Raw genomic sequence first — 25826 nt, 5'->3', positions numbered from 1 at the left:
ATGATGCCCGCAATGTTCACCTGCGGACGTACCGCGGGCTGGTGCGCACACATCCTGGAACAGAAGCGCCTGGGCAAGCTCGTCCGACCGGCCGCTCTCTACACCGGCCCCGAACCCCGCACCCCCGAGTCCGTCGACGGCTGGGTGGCGCGAAACCCGTCCTGAGCGGAAAGTTCGTGGTGTGGCGCTATCGTCGTGCTGATGGCTGGGAACGTGCGGAATCCCGGGGCCTCTGTGGCCTCGCGACTGTTGGCGTTGCTGGCCGTGTTCGACGAGACGACCCCAGCGCTGACACTGACCGAACTGGCCGAGGGTGCCGATCTGCCCGTTGCCACTGCGCATCGTCTGGTGCGTGAACTGGTCGATTGGGGCGCGCTCGTCCGCGGCGACGACGGCCGCTACGTGGTGGGACGCCGACTGTGGACGTTGGGATTGCTGGCGCGGGATCAAGCCGATCTGCGAGAGATCGCCTCGCCGTTTCTGCACGACATCTACGGCGCGACCCTCGCCACGGTGCATCTGGCCATCCGCGACGGCGACGAAGTGCTCTATCTCGACAGGTTGGCCGGACACGCGTCGGTACCAGCGGTCAGCCGAGTCGGAGCTCGCCTGCCTCTCTATGCGACCGGAGTCGGCAAGGTGTTGTTGGCCTACGCCCCCCGCGAGGTGCACGATCGCGTGCTGAGGAACCTGGCCCGCATCACCCCGTATACGGTGACTCATCCGGGGAAGTTGGACGTCGAACTACGCCGAGTGCATCGTGAGGGGTATGCGCAGACGGTCGAGGAGATGACGTTGGGGGCGTGTTCGGTGGCCGTACCGGTCCGCGGCGAGGGCGAGAGTGTGGTGGCTGCGCTGGGCATCGTGGTTCCGAGCATCGGCCGTGATCGAGCCAGAATGGTTGCCGCTCTGCAGGTTGCCGCCCGAGGAATCGAGCGAAGCCTGCGGGGGTGAGAGGCAGCTTTTCACTGAGTGGAAACTCCGCCTTGTTCGCGGCCAGAACGCGCGGTGTACTCGATGCATGCGTACACAGGTCGCCATCATCGGTGCAGGGCCCGCGGGTCTGCTGCTGTCCCACCTGCTCGGGGAGCAGGGAATCGACTCCGTTCTGATCGAGTCGCGCACACAGGAATACGTGCTCTCCCGAATTCGCGCCGGCATTCTCGAACATTCGACGGTCCAGTTGCTCGACGAGCACGGCCTCGGTGAGCGGTTGCATCGCGAAGGCCACGAGCACCGCGGAATCTACCTGCAGTGGCCGGAAGAGCGGCACCACATCGACTTTCGCACCCTCGTCGATCGAAGCGTATGGGTGTACGGGCAGACCGAGGTCACCAAGGATCTCGTTGCCGCGCGCGAGAAGGCCGGTCAGCAAATCTTCTACGACGTCTCCGATACCGCGTTGCACGACGTCGAATCCGAGTCGCCGTTCGTGACGTTCACCGACGCGTCGGGAACATCGATGCGGATCGACGCCGACGTCATCGCCGGCTGCGACGGTTCCTTCGGGCCGAGTCGCGCAGCGATGCCGGATTCGGTGCGCAACACCTGGGAACGGGTGTATCCGTACTCCTGGCTCGGCGTCCTGGCCGACGTCGCGCCGTCGACGGACGAGCTGATCTACGCCTGGCATCAGGACGGATTCGCGATGCACTCCATGCGATCGTCGACGGTCAGCCGGCTGTATCTGCAGGTGCCCAACGGTACCGATATCGACACGTGGTCCGACGATCGAATCTGGGATGCGTTGGCCACCAGGCTCGGTCACGGCCAGGACGGGTGGACGCTGAACCCGGGGCCGATTACCGAGAAGAGTGTGCTGCCGATGCGTAGTTACGTGCAGACCCCGATGCGACACGGGAATCTGTTCCTCGCCGGAGACGCCGCGCACATCGTTCCGCCCACGGGCGCAAAGGGTCTCAACCTCGCGGTGGCGGATGTGGCAATGCTTGCGCCTGCATTGGCGTCATTGCTGAAACAGGGCGACGCCGACAAAGCGAATGCCTACAGCGACACCGCCCTTCGTCGCGTCTGGCGCTGCACGCACTTCTCCTGGTGGATGACGACGATGCTGCATACCGGCGACGACCCCTTCGATGCGCAACTGCAACTCTCGCAATTGAAGTGGGTGGCCTCCAGCGAAGCGGGTGCGATGGGACTGGCCGAGAACTACGCCGGATTGCCGATCGGATTCTGACCCCTCTGGAGTGCCGAACTCGAAGTTATGGACGGGATCTGCCCGGAATCCATCCGTAACTTCGAGTTCGTCAGGAAACCGTTCGCTACGAAGCGTCGGGCAATCAGTTCGTGTGTCGCCTGGTCGGGGTGAAGGTTGTCCGGCAACGGATGCTCCTCGGAATCATTGTGTCCGTACAGGTCCAGTCCGTTCAGGTAGTGCAGGTGAGGATCCTCTGCGGCGCGGTCGGCCACGATGCGGGCGAGTTCGTCGCGGATCACGGTCAGCGTGAGTTTTCCGGCCCGAACCTCGGCGGGATCGCCCGTCGCCATGAACTCGACCGAGCCCGATGCCAATGCAGCGGGGTCGAAAGCTCCTGGCCCCGGTGTGTTCTCGTGGATGGGGCACAGGAGCGCGGAGATCACGAGCAGCGGGGTGTCGGGGTGACCGTCACGGATCGTGTCGAGAAATCCGTGTACCGCGGAGGTGAAGGCGCGCAACCGCATCACGTCGGAATTGACCAGGTTGATGCCGATCTCGAGGCTGATGAGATCGGTGGGCGTATCGCGAATGGTTCTGGCGACGAACGGGTCGAGCAGTGCGGACCCGCCGAAGCCCAGATTTCTCGCCTGTACACCGGTGGCGGCCGCGGCCAGTGCCGTCCAGGTGGTGCTCGGACCGACCGCATTGGATCCCTGACCGATCGAACTGCCGTAACTGATCCAGACCGGTCGCTCGTCGACGACGGGAGACAGAGGCGCGTCGGTTCGTAGGGCGATCAATTCGATGGTCTCGTTGTGCGGCAACCAGATCTCGACCAGCTTGTCGGTCTCGGGCAACTCCGAGAACCGGATGACGCCGCTGGTCTCGACCCGATCGGTGACCGTTCCGGTTGTCATGTCGATGATCGTGGTGACGCCACCCGTCGTCGGGACCCGCTCGGTGAGCACACCGTCCACCCGCAGGTCGAACACACCGGCCGGTCGCGGGGGTAGGCCGACGAACGCGCGCCGCGTGGCCACGGCATCGATCTCGATGGTGGTGGCAGCGGTGGTGAAGACCAACCGAACTCCGGACGGTTGAGACTCGGCCATCGCCAGCTGGGGGTCGGTGTAGCGCGTGCGAGTATCGAGTGGAAGACGATGCGGGAGAATGCCTCGGGGTGTGCGTTCCAACTCGGCTGCGCCGCGGAGGATCGCGTCGGAGATATCGGTGGTGATCATGTGTGTCGCGATCTGTCGGTACCGGGCCGGGCGGATGTGCACCCGAGGCGCTCTCGCACCTATAGGCACCTTACATTTGCCTAATGTCTGTAGGCAAACCGTTCGGCGTACAGAAGGGTCGCCCGTCGCTAGGCTGACTTCATGCGCATCGACGAGTATCGACAGCACGACGGTCTCGGCCTGGCGAAACTGGTGGCCGACGGCGAGGTGACGCCCCGGCAATTGCTCGATTGTGCTCTGGCGCAGGCCGAATCGGTCGATCCATCGCTCAATTCCATCGTGCGACTCATGTCGGAGCAGGCGAACGAGCAGGTGACAGGAACGCTCGAGGGTCCGTTCGCGGGCGTACCGTTTCTGATCAAGGATCTCTCGCAGGACTATGCCGGGTTGCCCACTGCGAGTGGATCTCGTGCGTTGCGGGATCTGCCGATGCCCGAGCACTCGACTGTGGTGCAGCGCTGGCTCGATGCCGGCCTCGTCATCTTCGGCAAGACCAACACCCCGGAGTTCGGCGCGAAGGGAATCACCGAGCCGACGGTGTTCGGTCCGGCGCGAAATCCGTGGGATCACAGCAGAACTCCCGGTGGTTCCTCGGGCGGGTCGGCCGCCGCGGTCGCTGCCGGCATCGCCGCGGTGGCAGGGGCGAGCGACGGCGGGGGGTCCATTCGCATTCCGTCGTCGTGCTGTGGACTCGTCGGACTCAAGCCCGGCCGTGGGCTGGTGCCGTCGGGTCCCACCTTCGGCGAGGCGATGCATGGAGCAGCCGTGAACGGAGTGGTGTCCAGATCGGTACGCGACACCGCCGCGATGCTCGACGTGCTGGCAGGCGGGGAGGCGACGTCCGGCTACCTGCCGGCCCGTCCGGAGGGCAGCTTCCTGTCTCTGACGAGCAAGGACCCGAAGCCTTTACGGATAGGTATGTACGCGGTGACGTCGGTGAATCCGACGCCGGATCCGCAGGCCGTTGCCGCGATGGAATCGGCTGCGAAAACCCTGACCGACCTGGGCCACACCGTCGAACTTCTCGACGCCCCGCCGTACGACGACGCGAGCCTGAACCGAGAATTCCTGTTGGCGTGGTTCACCTACCTGGCCTACGAGTTGGATGAGGTCAAGCGTCGAACCGGTTGCGGTGACGACTCTTTCGAGCGCGATACGCGTATCATGGCGGCTCTGGGGAGATCCGCAGGAGGCGTCGACTACCTCCAGGCGGTGGAAGGTCGCCACGTGCACGTACGGGCACTGGCCACCTACTTCGAGACCTATGACCTGCTGTTGACGCCCACCGTTGCGGAACTACCGCCGAAAGTGGCCGCATTCGACCTTGCGAAGCCGCTGGAATTTGCGTCGGACTTGTTGTTGCGCAGTAGAACCGCTGGCTTGCTTCGGCACACCGGCATCGTCGATCAGATGATCGACGACAACATCTCGTGGATTCCGTACACCCAATTGGCCAACGTCACAGGGCGTCCCGCGCTGTCACTACCCGGGTACTGGACGCCGAGTGGTCTTCCGATGGGTGCACACTTCACCGCTCCGCTCGGCGGCGAGGGGTTGCTCGTCCAACTCGCGGGTCAGTGGGAACGAGCAGCGCCCTGGTCGCACCACTACGACACCCTCGGGTAGCTCCGCTTCCACGGCCGTTGTTTCGAATCTTTCGAGAACTCCGTGGCTTACCATTGCCGCACAGCGCGGCACGTCCTCGACTCGGGCCGCTCGCACGCCGACGGAAGGCGATCGAATCCGATGCCTGAGCAGAGCCGTCGCGGTGTCGGAGAAGCCGAGTTCGCTTTCGCTACCCGCGCGCTGGAATCGACCGGCCAGCTGCGAGTGCTCAGATATGCGATCTGTGCGCTGTGCATGTCCATGGTGATTCTCGGTGTCATCGTGCAAGTGCATCCGCTCGGGCCCGAGGGACTCCTGGCCCGGTCGGTCCACGGCGCAGTCATGGCGTCCGCAGCGGTGGTGGGGGCGTGGTGGTTCCTGCGGCCGTGGCCTGGCTACCGCGCTGCCATCGCATTCGTCGCATGGGCGGACGTCAGCGTAGTCGTGGCCGCCGCAATGACCACGGGGTCTCCCGCTCGGTTGTGCGCCACCATCCACATGGGTTTGGTCGGCGTGTTCATCGCATTTCTACTGGGTTGGCGCATCTTGGCGGCGCACTGTGCTTTCGCCGGCGTCGTTATCGCAGGCTTCACGGTCTGGGGCGTGCAGACCGAAGATGTGGGCGTTTTCGATCTCTACATCTACTTCGCCCCTGCGCTGTCTTCGGTTGTGGTCCTTCCGCTGGTGATCCAGGCGATCCTCGAGACCGCTCGACGATCGATACGCGCGACCGCCGTCCACGCGCGCCTCGACCCGCTGACCCGACTGCTCAATCGACGAGGCATGTACTCGGCTGTCGACGAGAGACTTGCCGAAACTCCCACGCCACCCCTGATCGGAGTGGCGGTGATCGACGTCGACCGGTTCAAACTGCTCAACGACCGTGGTGGACACAGCCTGGGCGACGCGGCCCTACGGTCGGTCGCCGACCGGCTCAGGACGGCGATCGGACCGACGGACGTGGCCGCACGCCTCGGTGGGGACGAGTTCGTCGCAGTCGTCTTCCCCGCGGATCGCGACGAGCTCGACACTTTCGTCTCGGGCTGCTCGGTGTTGAGGTCGTTCGACCTCGATGGCATCGGCATCAGTACGAGTATCGGAATCGCCTGGAGGCCGACCACCGATCGCCGGCTTCGTCTCGACGAACTACTGCACCGAGCCGATGCCGCCATGTACGACGCGAAAGAACGCGGGGGAGAAGTGTCGGTCGTCGATTTCGCCTAGTCGACGTACTCTCCCGAGCGCGTCTACCGGGTCGCCCCCAGCTGAGCCTTTCCCAGAATTCCCGACGGCCGTTGCCGCACACGGCCGTCCACGATGTCGACGACTCCGCCTGCCCACTCGGGATCGGTGTCGGCGGCAGCCTGGGGATCGGCGTGGGCATCGGTGCCCTCCTCGGCGGTCACGGTGATCGAACGCTCCAGGGCCTCCCGGACGCTCATCAGTGACGTACCGGGCTCGGCGAACACCTCCGTTGCCGCGTTCCCACGGCGCACCACCATGTCGTGGGTGAGGCTGTCCACCAACGAGATCACCGTGCCCGGAGGCATGGCGGTGATGGTGGCGACGGCGCGCCCCACCAGGCCGGTCGGCAACAGCGGAACCGGAATCTGTACGCGACGCAGACCGGCAACGCTGCCGTACGCCTTCAGCAACTCCGGGTAGCTCATCGTCTCGGTTCCGCCGATGTCGAACGTTCCCGGGCGTGCGGTGTCGCCGAGGGCACGGGCGATGATGGCGACCACATCGACGACGGCGATGGGCTGCACCTGCCTGCGCATCCACGTCGGGATGGGCGTGAGGGGCAGACGCTCGGTCATCCGTCGCACCAGCTCGAAGGAGGTCGATCCCGAACCGAGGATGATCGCCGCCCGCAGCACGGTGGCGTCGACGGAACTGTCGAGGAACGTCTCCTCGACCTGGAGGCGAGAGCGCAGATGATCGGACAGCGGGGTGCCGTCGTCGGGGATGAGGCCGGAGAGGTAGACGATGCGGCGCAGGCCGTTGCGCTCCGCGGCGGCGGCCATGGACTGCGCGGCTTGGCGATCCTTCTCGACGAAATCGCCCTCGTCCATCGAGTGCACCAGATAGACGACGGCGTCCACATTCTCGGTCGCGGTGTCGAAGGTCTCGTGATCGTCGAGGTCGAAGTGCACCGCGGTGACGTGAGCGCCCCACGCGAAGCGCGACTTCTTGCTCGGATCGCGCATGGCAGCGTGCACGTCGTGCCCCTGCTCGAGGAGCACGGGGATCAGCCGAGACCCGATGTATCCGGTTGCGCCGGTGACCAGCACTCGCATGAGATTCTCGTTTCTGTAGACAGAGGCCATACCCCGTCGGAGCAGTCTCACTCCCCGGCGTCGGAGGCAGATGACACACTGTGCGGGTGAGTGCGCGCATCAGGAACAACGTTCGGGTCGTCGGGGCTGCCGACGGCCCCGTGGTGATGCTCGCTCACGGGTTCGGTTGCGACCAGACTCTGTGGCGTTCGGTGACCGATATCCTGGCTCCGGATTTCTCGGTCGTGCTCTTCGATCACGTCGGGTCCGGAGCGTCGGACCCCTCGGCGTGGGATGCCGACAAGTACGCGCCGTTGGATGCGTACGCCCGCGACATCGTCGACATCGTCGAGGAACTCGATCTTCGTGACGTGACGTTCGTCGGTCACTCGGTGGCGTCGATGATGGGTGTTCTCGCGGTCCAGGCGGCTCCCGAGAGATTCAGAAAGCTCTTTCTCCTGACGCCGTCCCCCCGGTACATCGACGACGGTGACTACCGCGGTGGGTTCAGCCGTGAGGACATCGACGAGTTGCTCGAGTCGTTGGACAGCAACTATCTCGGCTGGTCCGCATCGATGGCACCGATCGTGGTGAATGCGCCGGATCGACCGGATCTCGAGAACATGTGGACGGCGAGCTTCTGCCGAACCGATCCCGAGTGCGCACGGGTGTTCGCCCGCACCACCTTCCTGTCCGACAATCGCGCTGATCTGGCCGGGGTTGCCCTGCCCACGATGATCGTCGACTGTGCGCGGGATTCGCTGGCCCCGCCTCAGGTCGGCCGATACGTTCACGAACACATCGCCGGCAGCACTCTGCAGACCCTCGACGCCAGCGGGCACTGCCCGCACGTCACCGAACCCGAGCAGACCGCCGAGGCGATTGCGACCTTCGTGAGATCGTCGTGATCAACGAGCTCGACATCGAGGACCTGTACGAGAACGCGCCCTGCGGCTATCTGTCGGTTCTTCCGGACATGCGGATCGTGAGACTGAACTCGACGCTGGCGAACTGGCTCGGCTTCGACGTCGACGCCCTGATCGGCACCGACTTCACCCAACTTCTCACTGCCGGTGGCCGGATCCACTACGAGACCCATTTCGGTCCGATTCTGCGGATGTCCGGCCAGCTCGACGGCATTGCGATCGATTTCGTGACCTCCGATCGGCGTCGGCTGCCCGTGTTCATGACCGCGAACGTCAAGACCGACGAGACGGACACGCCGGTACTGATTCGCATCACCGCGCTCGACGCCAGGGACCGTCGCACCTACGAGCGCGAGTTGCTCGAGTCCCGAACGCGAGCGGAGCTGCTGGCGAAGACACTGCAGCGGTCGCTGCTGCCGCCAGCGCTGCTGCCGCCGTCGGGAATGACCGCTGCCGCGCACTATCACGCGGCATCGAGCGACGAGGTGGGTGGAGACTTCTACGATCTGTTCCCGCTGTCGGACGATCGCTGGGGATTCTTCCTCGGCGACGTGTGCGGCAAGGGTGCGTCGGCCGCAGCCGTGACGTCGTTGACGCGGTACACCCTGCGCGCGGCTGCGGTGTACGACCACGACCCGGTCGCGGTACTGCACAACCTGGACTCGGTTCTGCGGCAGGAGTTCCGCGAGAACAATGCGCAGTTCTGCACAGCAGTGTTCGGAGTGCTCAGCCGCTCGGCGGGAGGATTCGAGGTGTCGATGGCCAGTGGCGGTCATCCGCCTCCGCTGGTGATGCGTGCCGACGGCAGCGCGCAGTACGTCCACATGACGGGTGGGCAACTGGTCGGAATTCTGCGTCACGCGCGCTTCGTGCCTGCCACCGTGACGTTGAGCGCGGGCGACACCCTGATGCTCTACACCGACGGGCTCACCGAGGCCCGGGTGGGCACCGGTCGATACGACGACGAGGGCGCGCTGCTCGAGTTCGCGAGCGCGCACGCCCCGGCGACGCCCGCGATGATCGTCGAGGATCTACGAGTCCTGCTGAACAGCTTCGGCACCGGCTTGGCCGACGACGCAGCCGTGATGGCGCTTGGAGTGTCGTCAGTCGAGAGCGGCGAGGGCTGACGCCAGATCGGCGTGCAGTGCGAACTCCTGATCGAGGCCCATCAGTTTGATCGGGCGGCTGGTTGTCGGCCCGTCGGCGACGACCGAGAAGACAAGAGTGTCCCCGTGATCCTTCTGCGTCGACGCCAGCACGGTCATGGCAGCCGAGGCCAGGAACGAGACCTTGCTCAGATCGACGATCAGTGCGGCAGGTGTGGTGGAAACCTGCGCGTCGATCGCGGTCGACAGCGCGGGGGCCGTGGTGACGTCGAGTTCACCGGCGACAGCGATGACGGCCGCGCGCCCGTCGTTGCTGGACTGAATGGAAAATCCGGCGGTGTTCGTATCGGCTGGCATGTGTACTCCTGAATCGTTACCCGCCGCGCTCGTCGACGGGGCATGCGGACCATTCAATCAGTAGGTCCTAGCTGAACGTGACCTGCGTTCCTCTGAGCGCGGGAGCGCCGACCGTCGTGGTCCAGGACGGCACTGCGTCGGGCGAGATCCCCGTGGCCCCGCCGTAGACGACGGCCAGAGTCTGCTGCTCGGTGACCGAGTTCGCGTACGACGCGGGCACGGGGGAGAACTGAGGAACCGGAAGTGACGGAATGTCCTGTTCGCCGGGGTTTCTCGACGGCACCTGGTACGAGCCGTCGTTGGGGGAGCCGCCCGGGTACTGCGGGAAGTATTCGCCGGTCGAGCGGTCGAGCGAGGAGTAGCAGGTCGGCCCGCGGTCCTGCTCGAACAGTCGCGGTTCGTCCTGGTTCGGTAGGTACCGGCCCTTCGGGTTGACGAACGGCATCGAGACGTTGATGCCCGGGTACTCGTCGCCTTCGCCCAGCAGGATCTTGCCGCGTCTGGCACCCTCGGCGAACTGACCGACGGTGCACCCGAGAGCCGGGGAGAACTCGGCGAACACCTCGAGTGCTTCGCGGGAATTCGCGGCCAGCCCGATGAGATCGGCAGAGTTGGCATCGAGGAAATCCGCGGTCGTGCTCGAGGCCGACGTGATCGAGGAGTACAGCGTTTCGAGGGCCGGCCGCTTCTCGACGACGGTGTTGCCGGTGGTCCGTAGGTTGTCCAACGCGTTGATCAACTCGGGAGCCGCATCGGAGTAGGTCTGCGAGAAGTCGGCGAGCCCGCGCAGGTCTTCCTGGATTGCGGGCAATTCGGTGTTGAGCCCGGCAAAGATGTTCTCGAGTCTGTCGATCGTGAGCCCGAGTTTCTCACCGCGACCGCTCAGACCCTGTGCGAGTGCGCCGAGGGTGTTCGACAGGTCCTCCGGCGGCACTGCCTGGAGCAGCGGCAACAGGCCGTCGAGCACCTGTCCGACCTCGATCGCGTTGCCGCTGCGATCCTGCTTCAACACCGTGCCCTCGGTGATCGGCGACCCGGGCCTACCGTCCGGCAGAACCAACGCGACGTACCGTTCGCCGAACAGTGTCTTCGGCAGCAGTCGCGCCGTGGCGTTCGACGGAATCATCTCGGCCATGTCCGGCTCGATGGCCAACTCCGAGGTGACGACGCCACCGGCCGTCGTCGCCGATCGCACTTCGCCGACGATCATTCCGCGAACCTTGACGTCGGCGTTGCTGGGAAGTGCGTTGCCGACGGAATCGGTCTCGAGGGATACCGTCACGACGTCCTTGAACGTCTTGTTGTACGAGGTGACGCTCCACCCGACGAACATGACGATGAGTACGACGAGACCGATTCCGAGGAGTCGGTTCTGGACCGGCGAGGGGGAGCCGGTCATGGATGAGTCGCAACGACGACAGCAGTCATGTCGCGAACCTTAGTGGTACACAACGTCACACTTACTACCGAAGATTGGTTTGTGAGATGGACCTAGCACTTCGGCAATAATGTGATGTGCGCCATACCGTGTCAGTCGGCAATCAGCCGGGGGGAATGGAACCAGCCGCCCTGCCCACCTTCACGCTGACGGCCGATGACGTATCGACCCGGAGCAATTCCGGTGGCTCCGTGTTCGGGGTGAATGAGGTACGCCGTCTGGGAGTTGGTCAGGATTCCCAGAGCCAGGCCCCGGACGTCGTGAACGGGACTCGCCCACGAGCACCATCCGCCGTCGGCGACCAGGCTGTGCGGGTTGCCGCCTGCGGCGCTGCGCAGTAGTTCGATTCCCGTCAGTGGCACGTCCTCGCGCCGGGTCTGTTCGGTGGGGACGACTATGCCGTCGAGCAGTGCGTACGGTACGACGATCAGATCGCCTTGAGCTTGCAGGCCGTCGATGACGGGCACGGATATCTCCTTGTCGAGATAGTCGAAAACGTCGAGACCGGTGAGGTCGGTCAGTGCGGACAGGGTGATGTTCGAGTTCATGTGTTTCACCTTGGGTGTGTTGAAAGGGGTGTGGTGTCAGGTTCTGCGGAGTAGTCGGCCGTAGTCGGCTCCGGCCAGACCGTAGGTCCAGCCCGCGGCGTCGACCGCGGACGAGAACGCGCCGGGGACGCGAAGGCCGTAGCGACGGCGTTCGCCGTCCCGTTCGCGAGAGCCATTGACGGCGAGCAGTATTCGCCCCTCGTCGCCCCATCCTGCGGGTGTGGCGAACAGTTGCAGGGTGCAACCGGGATTGCCCGGATCGTCGTCGGTGTCGACCAGTCGTAAACCGGCGCGGTCCAGATAGGCATCCCAGCCCATTCGTTCGATGGCGCTGCGTCGGATCTCGACGTTGCGTTCGACGGTGATGCGCTCGACCGTCGGATCGTGGATCACCCACTTGGGAACCACGGTCCCGTTCAGGACGTGGACACCGCTGCCGTCGCCGAACTCGACCGCGGGAGAGGACGAATTGTGCAGTCGCACTTCACCGTGCACCGGATCGGGAATCGGTTCGGTGTGCAGAGCCGTCGGCCGTTCGGACATCACTGCGATGTCGTCGAACGCCCACCACCATCCAGTCGATTCGACGAGGGCTGATTGAATGTCGAGAAGTTCGTTGTCCTCGCGCCCGAATGTCATGAGGCCGAAGGAGCGATAGATGTCGTAGTAGGCGACGCGATGGGCTTCCTGTTGGCCGTACCAGGTGATACTGCCGAAGGGGTGCGGCGCGAGGGATCGGACGGCCGTGGCTACGCCGTCGAAGAGGCTGGTGTGCAACGAGTTCCGCACGGTTCGGCGGATGATCGGATCGGGACCGATGCCGGCGCGGGCCGCGTCCTCCGGACTTCGGGTGGCGACGGTGACACGCGCTACTCGATCGCCCCGCACATTCGGATTCTGGTGGAAATACCACCGCGGCCATTCGATTCTTCGTCGATCGATTCGCTGGTCCATCCGGTGTCGAGAATCGGACAGAACGGTTGCGATCCGGGCTGCCACACTTGCATTCTTCGCCAAAGTCCTGGCGGTGATCAGCGCTGCAGCAGCTGCAGGAGAGGGCACCCAGACGAACTTCGGCTCCTGGTATCCTGATCGTCGATACAGTTGTGCCACAGCTGATTCCGCGGCTGTTCTGTCGGAGGGGCCGGCCTTCAGGCCGTAGTCGAGCCATCGATCGCGCTGCGTACAGATCGCACGAATGCTCTCGGCATAATCATCGGGATTGTCACTGAATGTGCCTCGACGGGGAAATGTCGACGGCATCGGCACGGCGCTCACGTGAGGGAGGCGGTGTCCGCCTTTCCGGTTGTCATGAAGAAAAGAGTGACACGAGAATGGGATGAGCGCAAGAGGGTCAGCCGCGCGAGCGGAGGATCAACTGGGCCGCACTGATGTCGTCGATGACGAGGTCGGTGATCAATCCGCCGCGCAGCGCGGCGGTGAGGGCGTCGAGTTTGGACACTCCTGCGACGATGCAGACTCGGCGCGGTACCACCTTGAGTCGGTCCAGGCTCGGTCCACTCGATCTGTCGTTCAACGCAATTCGATCGTGGCTGCCGTCGGACCGCAGGAACACGGTGGCGATGTCTCCGACGACGCCGTCGCGTTGGAGCTCGGCTCTGTCCTCGCGTTCGAGGTAGCCGGCGCTGTAGACGTGACTCGGAACGGCGCCGCTCATGACGCCGATGCTGAACACGGCGAGGTTCATCCGATCCTGCAGTTCGAGTACTCGCTTGATGCTGCGTTCGCGCCACAGGTGTCTGCGGGTTTCGGGGTAGTCGAAGAATGCGGGCACCGGAAATCCCTGCGCCACAGCACCGTAGGCGTCGGCGAAGGTTCGGACGATGTCGGTGGCGTAGGAGACGCCGGTGGTGCGGGTGTTCGCTGCACCGTTGAGCTGCACGACGGTCGAGTTGTGGGTTCGTTTGGGTGCGAGCTTGCGACTGACGGCGCTGACGGTGGTTCCCCAGGCGACGCCCATCACCATGTCCGACTCGAAGAACGATGTCAGCAATCGGCCTGCGAAGGTGGCGACGCGATCGAGGCGCTGCAGTTCGTCGACGGTTTCCGACACGGGGACGACATGTGCACGAATGTCGTACAGATCGGCGAATGCGCGCTCGATTCGTGGTGCCTGGCCGAGGGGGGTGGAGATCTTGATTTCCACCAGTCCTGATGCCCGCGCGAACGTGATGAGTCGCGAGACTGTCGACCGAGATACGCCCAGCTCACGGCCGATCGCCGCCATCGTCATGTCCTGGAAGTAGTAGAGGCGCGCCGCCTGGGTGGCATGGCCGGTCCGCAGATCCGATTCGGGCGCACTGCGTTGGTCCGTCACCATCGCAGTATACGACCGCTTTGCACATATGTGCATCAGCTGTGCAACGCAGTGCAGGCCGTCTACCGTGGCAAACAGCACGCAATGTGGCGTGCATCACCAACTTTGCGGAGGCTACACAATGGCTCGTAAGGAACCGGAATGGGGACTGCCGGCGCACATGGCTGCCGAGTTCGCCGGAACCATGATTCTCATTCTGTTCGGCGTCGGCGTCGTCGCGCAGGTCGTTTCGGGGGGTGAATCGGGAAGTCTCGGAGACCACGACTCGATCGCCTGGGCATGGGGGCTGGGCGTGATGTTCGGCATCTACGTCGCGGGCCGTATCACCGGCGCACACCTGAACCCCGCGGTCACGATCACGTTCGCACTCTTCCGCGGATTCAGCTGGAAGATGGTTGCGCCCTACATCCTCGCGCAGACCGCAGGGGCCTTCGTGGCCGCGCTGCTGGTGCGCTGGAACTACAACGACATGATCAACGCAGTGGACCCCGGGCACACCACCGCCACCCAGACGATCTTCTCGACGCTTCCAGGAAACGGAACGTTGCCCGTCAGCGTGTCCTCGGCACTGATCGATCAGATCATCGGCACCGCGATCCTGCTGTTCCTCATTGTGGCCGTGACCGATTCGCTCGGCACCGCACCGATGGCCAACATGGCTCCACTGATCGTCGGCCTCATCGTCGTCGCCATCGGCTTCGCATGGGCCACCAACGCCGGATACGCGATCAACCCGGCCCGAGATTTCGGACCTCGCCTGGCGTCGTACATCACCGGTTACGGTGGAGCCTGGCGTGATCAATACGGCGGCCTGTACTTCTGGGTCCCGATCGTCGGACCTCTCGTAGGCGGACCGATAGGAGTGTTCCTGTACGACCTGCTCATCGGAAAGAACCTACGCAAACAAGAAGGTTCGACGCCCGAGCCGCCATCACGACTCCCAGCAGACACCCAGACCACAGGAGAGAAGCCATGACCGAGTTCGCAGGAAAGTACGTCGCCGCGATCGATCAGGGAACCACGTCTTCACGCTGCATGATCTTCGATCACGCGGGCACCGTCGTCGCGGTCGATCAGAAGGAACACCAGCAGATCTTTCCGCAGGCCGGTTGGGTCGAGCACGACGCATCGGAGATCTGGGACAACGTGCGCGCCGTCGCGGCCGGTGCCATGGCCGCAGCGGATCTGACGCGTGAGGACATCGCCGCAGTCGGTATCACCAACCAGCGTGAGACTGCGCTGGTGTGGGATCGCAAGACGGGCAAGCCGATCTACAACGCCATCGTCTGGCAGGACACCCGTACCGATCGCATCGCCACCGCCCTCGGCGGCGGCGACGCCAACAAGTACACCGCCAAGACCGGCCTGCCCCTGGCCACCTACTTCTCCGGGCCGAAGATCAAGTGGATCCTCGACAACGTCGACGGTGCACGGGCCAAAGCCGAAGCGGGAGAGCTGTGTTTCGGCAACATGGACACCTGGGTGCTGTGGAACATGACCGGCGGGGTCGACGGCGGGTTGCACTACACCGATCCGACCAATGCCTCGCGCACCTTGCTGATGGACCTGGATACCCTGCAGTGGGACGAGAGCATCTGCGCGGACATGGACATCCCGATGTCGATGATGCCCGAGATCCGCTCGAGTTCCGAGGTGTACGGCACCGGCCGTGAGCGCGGTCCGTTCAGTGGAGTGCCGATCGCAGGCATCCTCGGCGATCAGCAGGCAGCGACCTTCGGGCAGGCCTGCCTGTCTCCCGGTGAAGCCAAGAACACCTACGGCACAGGCAATTTCGTGCTTCTCAACACCGGTACCGAAAAGGTCATGAGCAAGAACGGCTTGCTGACCACGGTCTGCTACAAGATCGGCGACCAGCCGACGGTGTACGCACTCGAAGGTTCCATCGCCGTGACGGGCTCGCTCGTGCAGTGGCTCCGCGACAACCTGGGCATGATCTCCTCGGCCGCGGACATCGAGACCGACGCACGGTCGGTGGACGACAACGGCGGCGCGTACTTCGTGCCCGCATTCTCCGGACTCTTCGCCCCGCACTGGCGCTCGGACGCCCGCGGTGCCATCGTGGGATTGACGCGGTTCGTCAACAAGGGTCATCTGGCCCGTGCCGTCCTCGAAGCCACCGCGTACCAGACGCGTGAGGTGATCGAGGCCATGAACGCCGACTCCGGTGTCGATCTCGAGGTACTCAAGGTCGACGGCGGCATGGTCGTCAACGAGCTGCTGATGCAGTTCCAGTCCGACATCCTGAATGTCGACGTGGTGCGTCCCGTCGTGGCCGAAACCACCGCTCTCGGAGCGGCGTACGCGGCAGGCCTCGCCGTCGGATACTGGGCGAGCGAGGACGACATTCGTCAGAACTGGGCCGAGGACAAGACATGGACACCGTCCATGGACGAAGACCAGCGGGCGAAGCTCTACGCCGGCTGGAAGAAGGCAGTAACACGTACTCTCGATTGGGTTGATGAAGAATGAGTTCCACCACAACGGCTTTGAGTCCACAGTCGCGCGCAGACGCGCTGGCGAGGATGGAAGCCGAAGAGCTCGACATCCTGGTGATCGGCGGCGGCGTCGTCGGCGCGGGAACAGCGTTGGACGCAGTGACCCGCGGATTGAAGGTGGGCCTGCTCGAAGCGCGGGACTACGCGGCCGGCACGTCCAGCCGCTCGAGCAAGCTGTTCCACGGCGGTCTGCGCTACCTCGAGCAGTTCAACTTCGCGTTGGTATTCGAGGCGCTGAAGGAGCGTTCGCTGGTACTGAACAAGCTGTGCCCGCACCTCGCTCGTCCGGTGCCGTTCATCTATCCGCTCGAGAAGGTGATCGACCGTCCGTACGTCGGTCTCGGCATCGGCGTGTACGACGTCATGGGTGCCGGACGCGGTGTCCCGAGTCATCACAAGCATCTCGGCAAGAAGAAGACGCTCGAGTCCTTCCCGTCCGGTAAGCGTTCGGCAATCCGCGGTGCGGTGAAGTTCTACGAGGGTCAGGTCGACGACGCGCGGCACACGATGATGCTCGCTCGTACCGCGGCTGCCTACGGTGCGTTGTGCGCCAACAGCACTCGCGTCACGGGGTTCCTGCGGGAGGACGACAAGGTCGTCGGCGTCGTGGCGAGCGACCTCGAGACGGGCCGGTCCTTCGAGGTCCGGGCCAAGCAGGTCATCAACGCCGCGGGTGTCTGGACCGACGAGGTGCAGCAGATGGTCGGTGGGCGTGGACAATTCCAGGTCCGCGCCTCCAAGGGCGTGCACCTGGTGGTGCCGCGCAATCGCATCAACAGTGCCACCGGCATCATCACGCGTACCGAGAAGAGTCTGCTGTTCGTCATCCCCTGGGGCAGTCACTGGATCATCGGGACCACCGATACCGACTGGAAGCTCGACCTGGCTCATCCGGCCGCGAGCCAGAGCGACATCGACTACATCCTGGGCCACGTGAACAAGTTGCTCGCCGATCCGCTGGATCGCACGGACGTCGTCGGCGTGTACGCGGGATTGCGTCCGTTGCTGTTCGGCGAATCCGATTCCACCAGCACTCTTTCGCGCGAGCATGCGGTGTCCAGCCCGGTACGCGGACTGACCGTCATCGCCGGTGGCAAGTACACCACCTACCGCGTGATGGCCAAGGATGCAGTCGATTCCGCGGTGCACGGGCTCGAGCGGACGGTACCGAAGTGCGTCACCGAGGACATTCCTCTCGTCGGTGCCGACGGTTACCTCGGTGCGTTCAACTCCCGCGCGCTGACGGCCGAACGCACCGGGATGCGCGTCTCACGCGTCGAGCATCTGCTCGGTCGGTACGGCACTCTGATGGGTGAGTTGTTGGATCTCATCGACGCCGATCCCGAGCTCGGTAAGCCTCTCGAGAATGCACCGGAGTACCTGAAGGCCGAGGCCGTCTATGCCGCGAGTCATGAAGGCGCGCGGCACCTCGAGGATATTCTGACGCGTCGTACCCGCATCTCCATCGAGGTTCCCGATCGCGGGGAGGCAGCGGCCGAGGAAGTGGCGCATCTCGTCGCACCGATCCTCGGGTGGGACGCGCAGCACGTCGCCGAGGAGATCGAGCACTACCGGCTTCGTGTTCTCGCAGAACGGGATTCGCAGGAGCAGCCCGATGACGACACTGCCGATGCAGCACGGCTCGGGGCACCGGACGTGCGCGCCGGGGTGAGCTGAACCGAGTAATGGCGGCGGTCCTCGTGAAGAGGACCGCCGCCATTACTTGTCGGTACCGGGTCAGCCCTGCAGCAACGTGAACGAATGCTCTCGGATCAGGATGGACGGGCCTCCGGCCTCGTATGCCTGGTCCGGGTCACTCGAGGTCGACTGAGTCCACGTGCCCTTCGGCAGGGTGAATTCCACGGTCCCGGGTGAGGCGTTGACCATCCACGCGAACGACGCATCTCCCTCGCCTGCGCGCATCAACACCAGGATGCTGTGCGCATTACCGTCCGACCAATCCTCGTCGGACAGCTTCTCGCCGTCGGCGCGGTAGAAGTCGACGGTGTCCGGGCCTGCTCCCTCTTCCTCGGAATCGCTGTCGTGGCGGAACCAGGTGGGACGCAGGGCCGGGTGCTCGGTGCGGAGCGCGATGAGATGGGTGGTGAAGTCGATGAGGTCCTGATCGGCTGTGCTCCAGTCGAACCAGGAGACCTCGTTGTCCTGGCAGTAGGCGTTGTTGTTGCCGTTCTGCGTTCGGCCGAGCTCGTCGCCGCCGAGGATCATCGGAACTCCGGCCGAGAGCAGCAGCGTGGCCAGGTGGTTACGTTGCTGGCGGGCCCGCAGCGCGTTGACGCCCTCGTCGTCGGTCGGGCCCTCGGCTCCGCAGCCCCACGAGCGGTTGTCGGACTCGCCGTCCTGGCTGTCCTCGCCGTTCTCCTCGTTGTGCTTGTCGTCGTAGGAATTCAAGTCGGCCAACGTGAAACCGTCGTGTGCGGTGATGAAGTTGACGCTGGCCAACGTGGGTCGACGGGTGCTCTCGTACACGTCAGGGCTGCCGGTGACGCGCTGAGCCAGTGCGGGAAGCGCACCGCCCTCGCCGCGCCAGAAGTCACGGACGTCGTCGCGGAACTTACCGTTCCACTCCGACCAGCGGGCCGGGAATCCGCCCACCTGATAGCCCTGGGTGTCCCATGGTTCGGCGATGAGCTTGACCGGGGCCAGCGTCGGGTCCTGATGCACCAGGCTCAGGAATGCGCTGTGCACGTCCAGATCCGAGTCCTGACGGGTCAATGTGCTCGCGAGGTCGAAGCGGAAGCCGTCCACGTGCATCTCGGTCACCCAGTAACGCAGCGAGTCCAGAATGAGTGCCAGGGCCGCGGGATGGCCGACGTTGAGACTGTTTCCGGTACCCGTGGTGTCGTAGTACGCGCTCCGGTCGTCGTCGACCAGTCGGTAGTGCGAGCCGTTGTCGATTCCCTTGAGCGAGAGCGTCGGTCCGAGATGGTTGCCCTCGGCGGTGTGGTTGTAGACGACGTCGAGAATGACCTCGATGCCGTTCTCGTGCATGGCCTTGACCAATGCCTTGAACTCGTCCACCTGGCCGCCGGTGTCCCCGCTGCTGCTGTATTCGTTGTGCGGCGCGAAGAAGCCGATGGAGTTGTATCCCCAGTAGTTCCGCCGCCCTTCCTCGAGCAGATGCGAATCCTGGACGAACTGGTGGATCGGCAGCAACTCCACCGCGGTGACCCCGATGCGCTTGAGATGCGCGATCGCGGCGGGGTGCGCCAGGCCGGCGTACGTTCCTCGAATATCCTCGGGTACATCGGGATTGGTGGCGGTGAATCCCTTCACATGCACCTCGTAGACGACCGTCTTGTCCAAGGGTGTGCGCGGTGACTCGTCGCCGGACCAATCGAAGTTCGACTGCACCGCAACGGAATACGGCATGTGAGGCCCCGAGTCCTCGTCGTTGCGGGTCTCCGGCTCGGCATGCAGATGCGAGAAGACCGACTCGTTCCAGTCGACCTGACCGGTGATGGCGGTTGCATACGGGTCGAGGAGCAACTTCGCCGAGTTGTGCCGCAGCCCCGACGCGGGATCCCACGGGCCGTCGACGCGCAGTCCGTAGCGGGCACCCGGCGTGACGTCGGGAACCAGATCGTGGAAGACGTGGCCGGTGAGCTGCGTCAAAGGCGTTGTACTGCGCTCTGTTCCGTCGTCGTTCAGGACGACCACGGACACCGAGTCCGCTGTTTCGGAGTAGACGGCAAGGTTGGCACCGTCGTTCGACAGACGCGAGACGCCCAAGGGGTACGGGAGACTTGATGAGGAGGGCATGCTCGGCCCAGTACCCCCGCGGCGGGTGAGCGAAACGCCTGCATACCGGTCGTTCGGCTATTATCGATGCCGAGATTGCGCCCGCCAGGTTCCAGCGGAACGCAGGTTACGAAGGACGAGGCGATGAATTCCCCACAACCCGAAGGCAGTCCCGCCCAGCTGGAGGAGCTGTTTCCGGGTGACAACGCCACCGACGCGCGGTTTCGTGAGCTGGATTGGACGGCGACCGATCTGGGACCGGTGGAGAGCTGGCCGCAGGAGTTGGTGACGGCCGTACGAACCGTCATGCCGTCGACGATCCCGATGCTGATCTGGTGGGGTCCGCAGCTGGTGCAGATCTTCAACCACACGTACACCGATTTCCTCGGGGCGAAGTTCCCGGACGCTGCGGGTCAGCGAGCCAGTGACTGTTGGTCCGAAATGTGGGACTACGTCGGCGGATTGTGCACGCAGGTGATCGATGACCGGAAGCCGGTTCACGGTGTTCGGCAGATGTTCCTGATGAATCGTCACGGCTACCCCGAGGAGACGTACTGGACTTTCTCGTACAGCCCGATCTTCGGAGCGGGCCGTACGGTACTCGGCGTGTTCGTCGCGACGACCGAGGTGACCATGCAGGTGATCGGCGAACGCCGGATGCGTGCGTTGCTCGCCCTGGGGTCGCTGACCGGTGACGACATCGGCGGTCCCGTGGGGATCTGCCGGCGCGCCGTCGAGGCATTGGGCAACGAGGCACGTGAGTTCCCCCTCGTGGCGGCCTACCTGCGCCGCGGGTTGTCCGACGACGGAGAACTCGACCACATCGCGACGTCGGGTGCGGTCGGATGCGAAGCCGCAACCTGGGACCTCGCACACGTCGTCGACGTCTCGGACGGACGGCTGATCCGTTCGACCGTCGACGTCGACGGGGCCGTCGCGAGCGCTGTGGTCGTTCCGTTGGCCCTGGCAGGATCGGTTCGGCCCGTCGGAGCCCTGCTGATCGGAGTCGACGAATACCTCGCTCAGGACGACTCCGTCGAGTCCTTCCTCGTCGCGGTGGCCGAGCGAGTGTCGACCGCACTGACCGCCTCGCACGCCTTCGAGATGGAGAGACGACGCGTTGCGGCACTGGCGGAGGCCGACGAAGCGAAGACGCGTCTGCTCGAGAACGTCGGACACGAGTTCCGCACTCCCTTGACCTTGCTCACCGGTCCGCTGGATGCGGTACGGGGGAGTGTGGCGTCGACGCTGACGGAGTCCGACCGAGAGTCCCTCGATGTCGTTCACCGTGCGTCGATGCGACTGCGCAGGCTCGTCGACGATCTGTTGGACGTGGTCAGCGCGGATGCCGGTCAACTCGTCGCGCATCCCGAGCCGACCGACCTCGCCGCGGTGACGCGCGATTGCGTGTCCATGTTCGCGTCGGTCGCCTCGGATCGAGGACTCGAGCTCGTCTCCGACGCAGGGGAGGACGTGGTCGTCCTGATCGACTGCGAGATGTGGTCGAAGATCGTGTTCAATCTTGTCGCGAACGCCGTGAAGTACACCCCGTCCGGTCGGATCTCCGTACGACTGAGGGGCGACACCGACACCGTTCGCCTCGTCGTGGCCGATACCGGGCTCGGCATCCCCGCCGACGATCTGCCGCGCATCTTCGAGCGGTTCCACCGCGTCGAACGATCCGGCGCACACAGTATCGAAGGCTCCGGCATCGGGCTGGCCCTCGTATCGGACCTTCTCACCGCCCTCGGCGGGCGTATCGACGTCGACAGCGAGGTGGGCCGCGGCAGTGTCTTCACCGTTGTGGTGCCGCGCCTACCGGTGGAGGCCGCCGCAGCCGTCGAGCGGCCCGCAGCCGCTGCCGATTCGGTGTCGGCGATCTTCGCCTCGAACGACTCGACGACGGTGACCGCCGACCGAGCGGACATCCTGCTCGTCGAAGACAACGTCGACTTGCGCAACTATCTCGTGCGCCTACTGATCGCCGAGGGCTGGTCCGTCACGACCGCGGGCGACATCGAGACCGCACTCGACAGCGCCCGATCGACGAAGCCGGGGCTCGTACTGTCCGATGTGATGCTTCCCGGTCGCAGCGGTCTGGAACTGGTGGACGAGATCCGCAGCGACGACGACCTGCAGCGGGTGCCGGTGATCCTGCTGACCGCCCGAGCGGGAACCGACTTCGTGCTCGACGGCCTCGGGCGCGGTGCCGAGGACTACATCGTCAAACCGTTCCACGACCGCGAGCTGGTGGCCCGCGTTCGAGTGCACCTCGAACTGTCCCGCATGCGCGAGCAGTTGCTCGAAGAAAGCGACAACCAGGCCGCGACACTGCGCAGTGCCCTCGACACCCGTGCGGCCATCGGCCGTGCCGTCGGAATCCTGATGTCGGTGTACCGCATCGACGCCGATGCGGCCTTCGCGCAACTGACCGAACTGTCGCAGAACTCGAACCGCAAAACTCGCGACCTGGCAACCATGATCGCCGACGACTTCACCGCTGGGCTCGGCCGCGAAGGTCAGTGATTGCGGCGGTAGTTCTCGCGTTCCCGTTCGAGTTCGGCCGTTTTCTTCTCGCTCTTCAGGTCTGCCGGTAGCCCGTGGATCTCGAGGCGTCGGGCGCGGTTCTGGTCCATGTACGCCGCCGTGTAGAACAGCGCGAGCAGCAGGCTGAGCAGCACCATCGAGGCGCGCAGCCAGATCGCTCCTGGGAAGAGGACGAAGAATCCGATGAAGATCGGTAGGAACGGAATCATCGACCGCAGGATGTGACGCGGCGTTGCTCCCGGCCCGACGAGATCGTGTCGAACCCAGTCCTGCATGGAATCGGGGAGTTTGCGGCCGAGGACGGCGTAGCCCAGCCATTGGCCGAAGCGGGGACGGGTGCGGGTCGGGCGAGTGTTCACGACAGTGCTCCTGCTGCGATGGCCGCGTCGTTGACGCGGGTGAGGACGCGTCGCAGTTCGTCGAGCTCGGCGAGTGACGCGCCGAGCTTCGCCACGACGGCGGGTGGGATCTTCTCGGCCTTCTTGCGGAGCGCGGCCCCGGCCGGAGTGAGCGCGACGAGCAGAACGCGCTCGTCCTCGGCGCTTCGATTACGGGTGAGCAACCCCATCGACTCCAGACGCTTGAGAAGCGGCGAGAGGGTGGGCGAGTCGAGCTGCAGTGCCGATCCGATGGCTTTGACCGACATCGGCGACTCGCCCCACAACGCCAGCATCACCAGATACTGCGGATGCGTCAGTCCCATCGGCTCGAGCAGTGGCCGATACACCGACAGCACGGCACGGTTGGCGACGGCGAGCGCAAAGCAGACCTGGCGATCGAGCGCGAGTGGATCTTCGGTGGTCGTCACGCCGTCGAGGCTACCAGAAATACTTAGTGCACTAACCATTAGTGGACGACTTGATATCCAAACTGAGAACTCGATGCCCGAAAGATGTTGCGAAAAGGGGCGAATGCTCGTGCGGTGATGTGTTGTCAGAGTCCCGGTCGGTCCGAATCGAATGAGTTCTCGTTCGGCGTTTCATCCGGTCGGTTGCTGTGCAATGCTCCATGCACTTCGCCATTTCTTTGTGACAAATCCCGCCCTGTGACAAATCCCGAGAGGATCGCCATGCGTCGTCGACGCATCTTCACCCCGTTCGTCGTCGCCGCAATGCTGTCCGTGTCCTCGGTCGGCGTCGCGACGGCCGATCCCGTCGAGCCTGTGGCTCGGATCGTCGACACATCGATCGCGTCCGACACCCTACGAACTCTGAGCGTGGAATCGCCCGCGATGGGGGCCGTCGTCGAGGTCCAGGTGCTCACTCCGGCAGTGAAGACCGGATCCCGGCCGACGCTGTACATGCTCAGCGGTATCGGCGAAGAGGACCCTGACAACAGCATGTGGCTCCGCAAGGGCGGAGCGGCCGAATTCTTCGCCGACAAGAACGTCAACGTCGTGCTGCCTCTGGCCGGCCCCGGCAGCTTCTACACCGACTGGCAGCGCGACGACCCGAAGCTGGGTCGATACCAGTGGGAGACGTTCCTGACCCAGGAGCTGCCGCCGCTGATCGACGCAGCCGTGGACGGCAACGGACGCAACGCGATCGCCGGACTGTCGATGGGCGCGCAGTCGGCCATGATGCTGGCTGCACGTAACCCGGATGTCTACTCCGGGGTGGCGTCGTACAGCGGTTGTTTCGCCTCCTCGGAGCCCATGGGGCAGGCGAGTATCCGCGCGATCGTCGGAGCATTCGGCGGAAACGCCGACAACATGTGGGGTGGCCCGCTCGATCCCGCCTGGGCACAACATGATTCGGTGGTCAACGCCGAAAGTCTGCGCGGCACCGACGTGTACGTGTCGGTGGGAACGGGAGCGCCAGGGCCGCACGAGAGCTTCGACAGCGCGTCGGCACTCGACGTGGTGGTGGTCGGTGGTCTCATCGAGGTGGGCGCGAACTACTGCACCCATCGACTTGCGGATCGACTCGGCCAGTTGAACATCCCCGCCACGTTCGACTTCACCGAGACCGGAACCCACTCGTGGCCCTACTGGGTGGAGCAACTGCCCAAGAGCTGGCCTACGCTGGCGGGATCACTCGGGATCTGAGCTCACCCGCGGTTGGTATCGCGAAAGTCCTTGGGAGTGCAGCCGAAGCGGGCCCGGAAGGCGCGGCTGAAGTGGGCCGGGTCGGTGAATCCCCAGGACGCCGCCAGGGCTCCGATGGTCGTGCGGGAATTCTGGGGTTCGCACAGAGCGCGTTTGACGCCGTCGAGTCGCTGCATCCAGATCCACTCGCTCGCGGTACAGGGCTCACCGGCGAACGCTCGATGCACCGTACTCAGCGACAAGTGCAGGGACGCAGCCACTTCTGTCACGGTGAGGTCAGGATCCCGCAGCCGCGCGGTCATCGCACGTTTGATCTCACCGAGTCTCTCGGAGGCCGCATACGGTGCCGGCTTCTCGACCCCGGTGAGTCCGACCAGGCCTGCGACCAGGATGTACTCGACGCTCTGCGACACGGCCTCGGCCGAGGCGGTACTCATGTCGGCGTCGTCCATGATCGACGAGATCATGCTGACGAGCAGTTTCCCTGCTCCGTGTCGTCCCGACACCGCCCGCGCGGTCAACGAACCCGTATCCCGGACGAGCGTCCTCAGCGTCGCTCCGGGGAGCATCAGGACGTACTGGGAAAACGGGTCGTCGAAACGAAGACTGTACGGCCGGGTGGTGTCGTAGAGCGCGAAGTCTCCCGGTTGCAGGACCGCAGTTCGGTCGTCCTGGACGACGAACCCGGTCCCCGACGTCTGGACACTGACCAGGAAGTAGTCGTCACTGGTTCGGGAGATACCTGCAGGCGTTCGCAGCACGCTCTGAGCTGTCGCCGACACTCGCGACAACCCGAGAGTCGCAAGTCCGGTGGACTCGATATGCCCGGTGATGGCCGACGCGTTCTCGGGAATCGTGCACTCGAGATCGACGTACGTCCGACTCACCGCAGCGGTCCAGAAATCGACGCTGTCGGCCAGGTCGACGGAGTCGGTGCGCAGCGGATCGGCCATGTCAGGTA

23 protein-coding genes are annotated in these 25826 nt (G+C 64.5%); 12 read left to right on the top strand and 11 right to left on the bottom strand.

Features of this window, described 5'->3' with window-relative positions; translation table 11 throughout:
* The 3 genes from ABZ677_RS14075 to ABZ677_RS14065 form a co-directional block, all read left to right on the top strand.
* Nucleotides 1-165 (top strand): citrate/2-methylcitrate synthase (locus tag ABZ677_RS14075; RefSeq protein ID WP_358370285.1); only part of this gene is annotated, 165 nt, incomplete at its 5' end.
* 36 nt (nucleotides 166-201) lie between these two features.
* On the top strand, nucleotides 202-954 hold the full coding sequence (locus ABZ677_RS14070; protein ID WP_358370256.1) for an IclR family transcriptional regulator: 753 nt from the start codon (nucleotides 202-204) through the stop codon (nucleotides 952-954).
* Nucleotides 955-1021: 67 nt separating this feature from the next.
* On the top strand, nucleotides 1022-2197 hold the full coding sequence (locus ABZ677_RS14065) for a 4-hydroxybenzoate 3-monooxygenase (protein WP_358370254.1): 1176 nt from the start codon (nucleotides 1022-1024) through the stop codon (nucleotides 2195-2197).
* Here ABZ677_RS14065 and ABZ677_RS14060 read toward each other — a convergent pair.
* Entirely contained in the window at nucleotides 2170-3399 is a 1230-nt protein-coding gene (locus ABZ677_RS14060; protein ID WP_358370251.1) for an SGNH/GDSL hydrolase family protein, read from the bottom strand. The genes ABZ677_RS14065 and ABZ677_RS14060 overlap by 28 nt on opposite strands.
* A 141-nt stretch (nucleotides 3400-3540) precedes the next feature.
* Here ABZ677_RS14060 and ABZ677_RS14055 point away from each other — a divergent pair, with 141 nt between their 5' ends.
* The gene (locus ABZ677_RS14055; RefSeq protein ID WP_358370248.1) at nucleotides 3541-5025 is read left to right on the top strand and encodes an amidase; all 1485 of its coding nucleotides are present in this window, start codon (nucleotides 3541-3543) and stop codon (nucleotides 5023-5025) included.
* A 120-nt stretch (nucleotides 5026-5145) separates the two neighbouring features.
* Complete coding sequence (locus ABZ677_RS14050) at nucleotides 5146-6228, top strand: GGDEF domain-containing protein (RefSeq protein ID WP_358370245.1); 1083 nt, start codon at nucleotides 5146-5148, stop codon at nucleotides 6226-6228.
* A gap of 23 nt (nucleotides 6229-6251) precedes the next feature.
* On the opposite strand, the gene ABZ677_RS14045 is transcribed toward ABZ677_RS14050, so the two are convergent.
* The gene (locus tag ABZ677_RS14045) at nucleotides 6252-7304 is read right to left on the bottom strand and encodes an NAD(P)H-binding protein (RefSeq protein ID WP_358370242.1); all 1053 of its coding nucleotides are present in this window, start codon (nucleotides 7302-7304) and stop codon (nucleotides 6252-6254) included.
* Between the two features lie 86 nt (nucleotides 7305-7390).
* Between ABZ677_RS14045 and ABZ677_RS14040 the strand changes: the two genes are divergently transcribed.
* Together ABZ677_RS14040 and ABZ677_RS14035 are read left to right on the top strand one after the other, a co-directional pair.
* Nucleotides 7391-8191, top strand: a complete 801-nt coding sequence (locus ABZ677_RS14040; RefSeq protein ID WP_037187486.1) for an alpha/beta hydrolase — start codon at nucleotides 7391-7393, stop codon at nucleotides 8189-8191.
* A complete protein-coding gene (locus ABZ677_RS14035) occupies nucleotides 8188-9336 on the top strand; it encodes a SpoIIE family protein phosphatase (protein ID WP_094634065.1) in 1149 nt (382 codons plus the stop codon). Before ABZ677_RS14040 ends, ABZ677_RS14035 begins: the two co-directional genes overlap by 4 nt.
* Here the strand turns inward: ABZ677_RS14035 and ABZ677_RS14030 are convergent.
* The 5 genes from ABZ677_RS14030 to ABZ677_RS14010 form a co-directional block, all read right to left on the bottom strand.
* Nucleotides 9313-9672 carry an STAS domain-containing protein gene (locus tag ABZ677_RS14030; RefSeq protein WP_037187491.1) on the bottom strand — a complete coding sequence of 120 codons (360 nt, stop codon included), beginning with the start codon at nucleotides 9670-9672 and terminating at the stop codon, nucleotides 9313-9315. The two genes, ABZ677_RS14035 and ABZ677_RS14030, sit on opposite strands and share 24 nt — an antisense overlap.
* A gap of 67 nt (nucleotides 9673-9739) precedes the next feature.
* Nucleotides 9740-11071, bottom strand: coding sequence for an MCE family protein (locus tag ABZ677_RS14025; RefSeq protein ID WP_037187493.1), 1332 nt, complete (start codon nucleotides 11069-11071; stop codon nucleotides 9740-9742).
* Nucleotides 11072-11202: 131 nt separating this feature from the next.
* Nucleotides 11203-11658 carry a hypothetical protein gene (locus tag ABZ677_RS14020; protein WP_094740975.1) on the bottom strand — a complete coding sequence of 152 codons (456 nt, stop codon included), beginning with the start codon at nucleotides 11656-11658 and terminating at the stop codon, nucleotides 11203-11205.
* 36 nt (nucleotides 11659-11694) lie between these two features.
* Complete coding sequence (locus ABZ677_RS14015) at nucleotides 11695-12657, bottom strand: DUF6745 domain-containing protein (RefSeq protein WP_358370235.1); 963 nt, start codon at nucleotides 12655-12657, stop codon at nucleotides 11695-11697.
* 355 nt (nucleotides 12658-13012) lie between these two features.
* Nucleotides 13013-13996, bottom strand: a complete 984-nt coding sequence (locus ABZ677_RS14010; RefSeq protein ID WP_358370233.1) for a sugar-binding domain-containing protein — start codon at nucleotides 13994-13996, stop codon at nucleotides 13013-13015.
* A 121-nt stretch (nucleotides 13997-14117) separates the two neighbouring features.
* On the opposite strand from ABZ677_RS14010, the gene ABZ677_RS14005 reads away from it, so the two are divergent.
* The 3 genes from ABZ677_RS14005 to ABZ677_RS13995 are packed head-to-tail and all read left to right on the top strand — an operon-like array spanning nucleotide 14118 to nucleotide 18189.
* Nucleotides 14118-14972 (top strand): MIP/aquaporin family protein, encoded by an 855-nt coding sequence (locus ABZ677_RS14005; protein WP_032379865.1) that lies wholly within the window; start codon nucleotides 14118-14120, stop codon nucleotides 14970-14972.
* On the top strand, nucleotides 14969-16486 hold the full coding sequence (glpK, locus tag ABZ677_RS14000; RefSeq protein ID WP_037187500.1) for a glycerol kinase GlpK: 1518 nt from the start codon (nucleotides 14969-14971) through the stop codon (nucleotides 16484-16486). Before ABZ677_RS14005 ends, glpK begins: the two co-directional genes overlap by 4 nt.
* Complete coding sequence (locus tag ABZ677_RS13995) at nucleotides 16483-18189, top strand: glycerol-3-phosphate dehydrogenase/oxidase (protein ID WP_037187502.1); 1707 nt, start codon at nucleotides 16483-16485, stop codon at nucleotides 18187-18189. Before glpK ends, ABZ677_RS13995 begins: the two co-directional genes overlap by 4 nt.
* A gap of 60 nt (nucleotides 18190-18249) precedes the next feature.
* Here ABZ677_RS13995 and glgX read toward each other — a convergent pair whose 3' ends face one another.
* Nucleotides 18250-20292 (bottom strand): glycogen debranching protein GlgX, encoded by a 2043-nt coding sequence (gene glgX / locus ABZ677_RS13990; protein WP_358370228.1) that lies wholly within the window; start codon nucleotides 20290-20292, stop codon nucleotides 18250-18252.
* Between the two features lie 123 nt (nucleotides 20293-20415).
* Here glgX and ABZ677_RS13985 point away from each other — a divergent pair, with 123 nt between their 5' ends.
* Entirely contained in the window at nucleotides 20416-22797 is a 2382-nt protein-coding gene (locus ABZ677_RS13985; protein ID WP_358370225.1) for an ATP-binding protein, read from the top strand.
* Here ABZ677_RS13985 and ABZ677_RS13980 read toward each other — a convergent pair.
* The gene (locus ABZ677_RS13980; protein ID WP_094634070.1) at nucleotides 22791-23177 is read right to left on the bottom strand and encodes a DUF5313 family protein; all 387 of its coding nucleotides are present in this window, start codon (nucleotides 23175-23177) and stop codon (nucleotides 22791-22793) included. The two genes, ABZ677_RS13985 and ABZ677_RS13980, sit on opposite strands and share 7 nt — an antisense overlap.
* On the bottom strand, nucleotides 23174-23665 hold the full coding sequence (locus tag ABZ677_RS13975) for a MarR family transcriptional regulator (RefSeq protein ID WP_358370222.1): 492 nt from the start codon (nucleotides 23663-23665) through the stop codon (nucleotides 23174-23176). Before ABZ677_RS13975 ends, ABZ677_RS13980 begins: the two co-directional genes overlap by 4 nt.
* Nucleotides 23666-23887: 222 nt before the next feature.
* On the opposite strand from ABZ677_RS13975, the gene ABZ677_RS13970 reads away from it, so the two are divergent.
* The gene (locus ABZ677_RS13970) at nucleotides 23888-24865 is read left to right on the top strand and encodes an alpha/beta hydrolase family protein (RefSeq protein ID WP_052047322.1); all 978 of its coding nucleotides are present in this window, start codon (nucleotides 23888-23890) and stop codon (nucleotides 24863-24865) included.
* A 2-nt stretch (nucleotides 24866-24867) separates the two neighbouring features.
* On the opposite strand, the gene ABZ677_RS13965 is transcribed toward ABZ677_RS13970, so the two are convergent.
* Nucleotides 24868-25818, bottom strand: coding sequence for a helix-turn-helix domain-containing protein (locus tag ABZ677_RS13965; RefSeq protein WP_037187511.1), 951 nt, complete (start codon nucleotides 25816-25818; stop codon nucleotides 24868-24870).
* Nucleotides 25819-25826 lie beyond the last annotated feature (8 nt).

The organism is Rhodococcus sp. NPDC006774 (assembly GCF_040636045.1).
Classification (GTDB): Bacteria; Actinomycetota; Actinomycetes; order Mycobacteriales; family Mycobacteriaceae; genus Rhodococcoides.
Note: the sequence above shows the minus strand (reverse complement) of the source record. Positions and strands in the feature narration are given on the sequence as shown.

Coding starts and splice junctions, on each gene's coding strand:
- ABZ677_RS14070 (WP_358370256.1), top strand. CDS start 202: ATGGCTGGGAACGTGCGGAATCCCGGGGCCTCTGTGGCCTCGCGACTG.
- ABZ677_RS14065 (WP_358370254.1), top strand. CDS start 1,022: ATGCGTACACAGGTCGCCATCATCGGTGCAGGGCCCGCGGGTCTGCTG.
- ABZ677_RS14060 (WP_358370251.1), bottom strand. CDS start 3,399: ATGATCACCACCGATATCTCCGACGCGATCCTCCGCGGCGCAGCCGAG.
- ABZ677_RS14055 (WP_358370248.1), top strand. CDS start 3,541: ATGCGCATCGACGAGTATCGACAGCACGACGGTCTCGGCCTGGCGAAA.
- ABZ677_RS14050 (WP_358370245.1), top strand. CDS start 5,146: ATGCCTGAGCAGAGCCGTCGCGGTGTCGGAGAAGCCGAGTTCGCTTTC.
- ABZ677_RS14045 (WP_358370242.1), bottom strand. CDS start 7,304: ATGCGAGTGCTGGTCACCGGCGCAACCGGATACATCGGGTCTCGGCTG.
- ABZ677_RS14030 (WP_037187491.1), bottom strand. CDS start 9,672: ATGCCAGCCGATACGAACACCGCCGGATTTTCCATTCAGTCCAGCAAC.
- ABZ677_RS14025 (WP_037187493.1), bottom strand. CDS start 11,071: ATGACCGGCTCCCCCTCGCCGGTCCAGAACCGACTCCTCGGAATCGGT.
- ABZ677_RS14020 (WP_094740975.1), bottom strand. CDS start 11,658: ATGAACTCGAACATCACCCTGTCCGCACTGACCGACCTCACCGGTCTC.
- ABZ677_RS14005 (WP_032379865.1), top strand. CDS start 14,118: ATGGCTCGTAAGGAACCGGAATGGGGACTGCCGGCGCACATGGCTGCC.
- glpK (WP_037187500.1), top strand. CDS start 14,969: ATGACCGAGTTCGCAGGAAAGTACGTCGCCGCGATCGATCAGGGAACC.
- ABZ677_RS13995 (WP_037187502.1), top strand. CDS start 16,483: ATGAGTTCCACCACAACGGCTTTGAGTCCACAGTCGCGCGCAGACGCG.
- glgX (WP_358370228.1), bottom strand. CDS start 20,292: ATGCCCTCCTCATCAAGTCTCCCGTACCCCTTGGGCGTCTCGCGTCTG.
- ABZ677_RS13985 (WP_358370225.1), top strand. CDS start 20,416: ATGAATTCCCCACAACCCGAAGGCAGTCCCGCCCAGCTGGAGGAGCTG.
- ABZ677_RS13975 (WP_358370222.1), bottom strand. CDS start 23,665: ATGGTTAGTGCACTAAGTATTTCTGGTAGCCTCGACGGCGTGACGACC.
- ABZ677_RS13970 (WP_052047322.1), top strand. CDS start 23,888: ATGCGTCGTCGACGCATCTTCACCCCGTTCGTCGTCGCCGCAATGCTG.
- ABZ677_RS13965 (WP_037187511.1), bottom strand. CDS start 25,818: ATGGCCGATCCGCTGCGCACCGACTCCGTCGACCTGGCCGACAGCGTC.